The organism is Pusillimonas sp., from assembly GCF_035515275.1.
Lineage (GTDB): Bacteria > Pseudomonadota > Gammaproteobacteria > Burkholderiales > Burkholderiaceae_B > Pusillimonas.
This window is the reverse complement of record NZ_DATJBQ010000140.1, coordinates 1-3,734: the sequence shown is the minus strand read 5'-3', so window position 1 is coordinate 3,734 and position 3,734 is coordinate 1. Positions and strand designations below refer to the sequence as shown.

General features: G+C 60.3%; 2 protein-coding genes and 1 pseudogene. 2 read left to right on the top strand and 1 reads right to left on the bottom strand.

The genetic code is table 11. From position 1 onward, the window contains the following. Positions 1 to 114 (bottom strand): annotated as a pseudogene (gene ompR / locus VL003_RS10335) (two-component system response regulator OmpR); the annotation flags it as partial. 232 nt (positions 115 to 346) lie between these two features. Between ompR and VL003_RS10330 the strand changes: the two are divergent. Next, positions 347 to 1,492 (top strand): fimbria/pilus outer membrane usher protein, encoded by a 1,146-nt coding sequence (locus tag VL003_RS10330; protein WP_325442160.1) that lies wholly within the window; start codon positions 347 to 349, stop codon positions 1,490 to 1,492. A 107-nt stretch (positions 1,493 to 1,599) separates the two neighbouring features. Beyond that, entirely contained in the window at positions 1,600 to 3,453 is a 1,854-nt protein-coding gene (gene recQ, locus VL003_RS10325) for a DNA helicase RecQ (RefSeq protein WP_325442158.1), read from the top strand. The last annotated feature ends 281 nt before the right edge of the window (positions 3,454 to 3,734 follow it).

Here is a 3,734-nt window from a genome sequence, read left to right as displayed (position 1 = left end):
GCCATCGGGAGCAAGCAAGGTATCGTAGCCGTGGCGATTAAGGTAGTCGGCCAGCAGTTGACGCAAGGCGGGGTCGTCGTCGACGACCAGCACTTTGGTATGTGTTTTTTCCATGATGCCGCCAGTTTGCCCAGAGAACCGCCCCCTGGCAAGCATTCGAAATCGTTTGAAATAAACGACGCTTACCGGGGCTGTGGCACATCTTGTTTCCAGCGCTTCGGCCAGACGCGCAACGCGCGATGTTAACCTGACACGTGCTTCGGATACACGGGTTGGCAAGGTCTGAAACAGGCTTTGGTATACGGGCCGAGTGCACCTCAAGAGGTCAATCTGGCAAAAAATTGGAATGAATCGACAAGGGAACAAGTCGAGCGATAAGGGGTGGGCGCGCGTCGCAGCAGTTTCGCTGCTGGCCTGCGGCGTCGGGCCCGTCATTGCCATGGCGGCAGAGTTTCGTGACCTGGCGCCTGTGCGGCTGTTTTCGGTCGAGACGGAAACTGTCGGGCCACCCAAAGTCTTGCCGCCGCTGCCTCCGGCTCCTGAACAGGGGCTGGTGGCCGGCGAGGGCTTTCGCGAATCGCTTTTTTCTCCTTCCCCCGACCAATTTCGGCCCGGCGACACGGATTGGTCGTATCGCAGCCGCTTGAAGCCATACGCTACATACGGCATGGCCGGCACGCAGTTTGGGGGTGCTCCACTAACCGTCTCGACGCTTACCTCGTCTGATACGTGGGAGCTTGGGGCTGAAAATTGGCGGTATGTGGGGGGCGACGGCACGGATCTGACACTGGGCAGTTACTCGCCACGCACCCCTTTGTGGGGCGGGGGTGCGCGCCTTGGTGGAATCGCGATAAGCCGCTCGCTCACCGATGCCGCCGTGCCCGAGGACCAGTGGGAATACGGAGTGGCGTTTGGGGCGCTGAATTACACGGACGCGGCTGCAAGTTCGGGCGAGCTGGCTTACGGCGCTGGAGCGAGCGATGCCGTGTTGCGCTACGGCATCAGCCCCCACGTGACACTGGAGACCCAGGTTCAATGGGCGCCCGACATGGTTACTGCGGGGCTGGGCGGCTTGTACTCGACGCCATGGGGAGCCTGGCGGGTGGGCGTGGCAAAAGCAACCCGAAACCTGCACGACGGCTGGCGCTATCGGGTAGGATACGACGTAAGCTTGCTGGAGGACATCAGGCTTTCGTGGCTTACCGAACAGCGCAGCGGCGGTTTTTCCGACTTAGGCACGTATGCCGGCTTTAGCACCGATGCGGGCCGAACCCGCAATCGGGTTTCCACCAGCGTTGGGCTGGGGCGCTGGGGCACGGTGCGCGGAAGCTATGAGCAAGTCACGTCGCCCATCAAGCCCCTTAAGCAACAGTTCCGGGTCAGTCAACAGTTCTGGTTCAGCCCCAACCTGCGTGTTTCCTTGAGCGCCCAACGAGAACGCGTCAGTGGCGATTACGGCTTGGGCCTTGAGTTGTCGCTGCCCATTCGGTAGTGGTTGGTGCCGTTCAATGTCAAGGGGCTAAAATGCTTTGTTCGTCGGCGCTCCGGCCGGCCTACGTTACCGTTTTTTCGGCGCTCCCAGCGCCCTGTCGTTATCGCATGTCTTCTTTCTCTTCCGGTTCCCTTGACGTTCTGCAGCAGGTCTTCGGCTACGATTCTTTTCGCGGCGACCAGCAGGCGATTATTGAACACGTGCATGCTGGGGGCGACGCTCTGGTGCTTATGCCGACCGGCGGCGGAAAATCGTTGTGCTACCAAATACCTGCGTTGATGCGTCGGGGTGTGGGTGTAGTGATCTCGCCCCTGATTGCCTTGATGCAGAACCAGGTCGACGCTCTGCTCGAGTTGGGCGTAAAGGCGGCGTTTCTTAATTCCACGCAAGACTGGCGCGAGGCACGCGAAGTTGAGCAAATGTTCTTGGCCGGCGACCTTGATCTGCTGTATGTGGCTCCTGAACGGTTGCTAACCGACCGGTGCCTAGAAATGCTTGATCAGGGGAACGTATCGTTGTTTGCCATCGACGAGGCGCACTGCGTTTCGCAATGGGGGCACGACTTTCGGCCCGAATACTTGCAGTTGTCTATTTTGGCCGAGCGCTGGCCGCAGGTGCCACGCATTGCGTTAACCGCCACGGCCACAACAGTGACGCGCCGGGAAATTGCGCAACGGCTGCAGCTTACCGACGCACCTCATTTCGTTTCGAGCTTTGATCGGCCGAACATACGCTACCGCATTATTGAAAAAAACGAGGTTCGACGCCAGTTGCTGGCCTTCATTCAGGCCGAGCACGAAGGCGATTGCGGCATTGTTTATTGTCTTTCCCGCGCGCGAGTCGAGGAAACGGCCGAGTTCCTTTGCAAGAACGGGGTGGCGGCCTTACCCTACCATGCAGGCCTCAGTGCGGCGGTGCGCGCTGAAAATCAGTCGCGATTTTTGCGTGAAGAGGGTCTGGTGATGGTGGCTACCATCGCCTTCGGCATGGGCATTGACAAGCCCGATGTCCGATTCGTGGCACACATTGATCTGCCCAAGTCGGTCGAGGGCTACTACCAGGAAACGGGCCGGGCAGGGCGTGACCGGCAGCCGGCTACGGCCTGGCTGGCTTATGGCCTGCAAGACGTGGTGCAGCAGCGACGCATGATCGACGAGTCGCCGGGCGACGACGGCTTTCGCCGACGCCTGGGGGCGCAGCTTGATGCGATGCTGGGGCTGTGTGAAACGGTGTCATGCCGTCGCCAGCGCTTGCTGGCTTATTTTGATCAGGCGATCGAGCCTTGCGGTAATTGCGATACCTGCCTGGAGCCGCCCGAAGCATGGGACGGCACGGTGGCGGCGCAAAAGATTTTATCGGCGGTGTACCGGCTGTGGCGTGAACGGGGGCAGCGGTTTGGCGCAGGGCACCTTATTGACATTTTGCGCGGCAAGCAAACCGAGCGGGTTCAGCAATATGACCACCAGAGCCTGACGGTATTCGGGGTTGGCGCCGACTTGTCGGAACAGGCCTGGCGGGGTGTGTTGCGTCAGTTGCTGGCGCAAAGCCTGCTGGCGGTAGACCACGAGGGCTACGGGACGCTGGCGCTTACCGACGGCAGTAGGGCGGTTCTTAAGGGCGAGACGACGCTGATGTTTCGTCGTGAGCCCGAGAAGAAGGAACGGTCTTCGCGTTCAGGCTCGAAATCATCTTCCTCGCGTAGCCGCGGTTCGGACGTTGTTCTTGAGCCCGAGGCGCAGGCTCGCTTTGAGGCCCTGCGGTCGTGGCGTGCCGAGGTGGCTCGTAACCACGGCGTGCCGGCTTACGTGATTTTCCATGATGCTACGCTGCGAGAGGTGGCGATAAGCTGTCCTGATTCTTTGGATGAGCTGGGACAGATCAGCGGGGTGGGGGTGCGCAAGCGGGAGGCGTACGGCGAAGAGCTGCTTCGGTGTGTGAGGATGGTGGGGGCCCAGGCTTAACCCATAACCTTAAGCTGCCTAACTATTTCAGTTCTTGAGCGGCGTGGTCTATTAGCTAGCATGGTATTTGAGTTCATGGGCTGTGCGGTCTATTAATTAGCATAGTGTTTGAGTTCTTAATGCGGCGCGGGGCGGGGTGGGGTATTTGGGCGCCGGCAGCTGCGGCCGGCTTTGCCGGCTTCCCTCGCCGTCTATCATTTTCGGGGCGCACGCAGAACTCGCAACGGCGGGCCAGTGGCCCGCCACCCTTGTTGCTCACACATGCTGCGTGCTTGCATCCC